We start from the raw sequence: 2,278 nt of genomic DNA on the forward strand, positions 1-2,278 counted from the left end.
GGTGAAAACGACCGTGCCAGATGCGAAGGATCACTGTCCACAAGACCGCGTGCATCGTTGCTTCAAAGCGGATCGCCCCAACGCGCTATGGGTAGCCGATTACACCTATGTATCGACTTGGCAGGGTGGGTTGTATGTGGCGTTTGTAATTGATGTGTTTGCCCGCCGAATCGTGGGTTGGCGGGTCAGCCGCAGCATGCGGACTGATTTCGTGCTGGATGCGCTGGAGCAAGCCCTCTACGCCCGTCAACCGAAACAGCAGGATGGCCTGATCCACCATTCAGACCGTGGATCGCAATACTTGTCGATCCGCTACACGGAGCGACTGTCCGAAGCAGGTATTGAGCCCTCGGTTGGAAGCCGTGGTGACAGTTACGACAATGCGCTCGCTGAAACCATAAACGATTTATACAAGGCCGAGGTCATTCACCGGCTAGGCCCGTGGAAAACCGGAGAAGCGGTGGAGCTGGCTACGTTGGAATGGGTGGCATGGTTTAACCACCACCGCCTGCTAGAACCCATTGGTTATATCCCGCCAGCAGAAGCTGAGGCAAACTATTACCAGCAACTCGCTAAAACACTTTAACGAAATACCCTCCTCAAAACCCGGGGCGGTTCAGTGTTCGATCATCTCGGAACTCGCACGCGGTATGTCGCAGTTCTCTACCGATACCGACACGCTTGGCGATGCCTACGAGTACCTGATTGGTCAGTTCGCGGCGGGATCGGGCAAGAAGGCGGGCGAGTTTTACACGCCGCAGCAGATCTCGAACATCCTCTCGGCCATTGTCACGCTCGACAGTCAGGAGCCGAAGGAAGGGACGCGCAAGAAGCTGGAGAGCGTGTTCGACTTCGCTTGCGGTTCCGGCTCGCTGCTGCTCAATATCCGGCACCGCATGAAAGACACGGGCGGTAGCATCGGCAAAATCTACGGCCAGGAATACAACGTCACCACCTATAACCTGGCACGCATGAACATGCTGCTGCACGGGGTGAAAGATACCGAGTTCGAGATTTATCACGGCGATACGCTGACCAACGCCTGGGACTTTCTGCGTGAAACCAACCCTGCTAAGAAGCCGCAGTTCGATGCTGTGGTAGCGAATCCGCCGTTTAGCTATCGCTGGGACCCGACCGACACGATCAGCGAAGACATGCGCTTCAAGAACCATGGTGTTGCACCCAAGAGCGCGGCGGACTTCGCCTTCCTGCTGCACGGACTGCACTATCTGAAGGATGACGGCGTGATGGCCATTATCCTGCCGCACGGCGTGCTGTTCCGTGGCGGTGCGTAAGAGCGCATCCGCCGCAAGCTGCTGCAGGATGGACATATCGACACCGTGATCGGCCTGCCGGCGAACCTGTTTTACTCGACGGGCATCCCGGTTTGCATCTTGGTGCTGAAGAAGTGCAAGAAGCCGGATGACGTGCTCTTCATTAATGCTGCCGAGCACTTTGAGAAAGGCAAGCGCCAAAATCAATTGCGCCCTGATCATATCAACAGGATCGTCGATACATATCAGCAACGCCCCTCAGACGTTCCTCGCTATGCGCGGCGAGTAAGCATGGAAGAAATTGAGAAAAATGATTTCAATCTGAACATCTCATATATGGACCCCACCTCGTTTGCAAGCATCCCGGTCTTTGGCTGGAAGGTTCGACTGCTCACGTATATCCGGCCTCTTACAACAGCATCGAACTATCAATGCAGGGCCATGATGGGCTATTCGCGCGCCAATTCCCTATCGCTTTGTCGTGCTTCTCGCACCTAGACATTCTCGGGGTTTATCAGCGCCGGTTCGACCTGTTTGCCATCCTTCGGGTTGCTCAGCAATCGAAGTTGATCTGCTCCTTTGCGCGACTATTCGTACTTCTGATAAACCGGATTTTGGCTTGGGCTAGCCCAAGCCAAAATCCGGTTGGTACTCGGTTTGGTTTTGCATCATCGCCCACGCAATGCGTATGGTCTTGTTGGCCAAGGCCGCGACGGCCACATTCGCATGGCGACGCTCTCCAAGCCCGGTGATCCATCGGCTTAGCCTATCTGTCTTGTGTTTGGCGGCTCGCATCGCCGAGCGTGCACCGTGAATCAGCAATGTCCGTAGGTAGGCATCTCCCCGTTTTGAGATACCAAGCAGTCGCAATTTACCGCCCGAACTGTGCTGGGCCGGCGTAATGCCGATCGAAGCAGACATCTGCCTGCCATTCTTGAACTGCGTTGCATCTCCTACCGAGGCAATGATCGCCGTGGCAATCAGTGGACCGACACCCGGAAGTT

General features: G+C 55.4%; 2 protein-coding genes and 1 pseudogene. 2 read left to right on the forward strand and 1 reads right to left on the reverse strand.

Annotation, left to right across the window (positions count from 1 at the left end):
- Both CSQ89_RS21155 and CSQ89_RS21160 read left to right on the forward strand, forming a co-directional pair.
- Positions 1-586, forward strand: a 586-nt coding sequence (locus CSQ89_RS21155; protein WP_143747126.1) for an IS3 family transposase, incomplete at its 5' end; no start/stop codon positions are given.
- 64 nt (positions 587-650) lie between these two features.
- Positions 651-1,772, forward strand: a pseudogene (locus CSQ89_RS21160) (type I restriction-modification system subunit M).
- Positions 1,773-1,898: 126 nt separating this feature from the next.
- Here the strand turns inward: CSQ89_RS21160 and CSQ89_RS21165 are convergent.
- Positions 1,899-2,278: transposase (locus CSQ89_RS21165; RefSeq protein ID WP_143747127.1), on the reverse strand; the 380-nt coding region annotated here is incomplete at its 5' end.

Source organism: Chitinimonas sp. BJB300 (assembly GCF_002735695.1).
Lineage (GTDB): Bacteria > Pseudomonadota > Gammaproteobacteria > Burkholderiales > Chitinimonadaceae > Chitinimonas.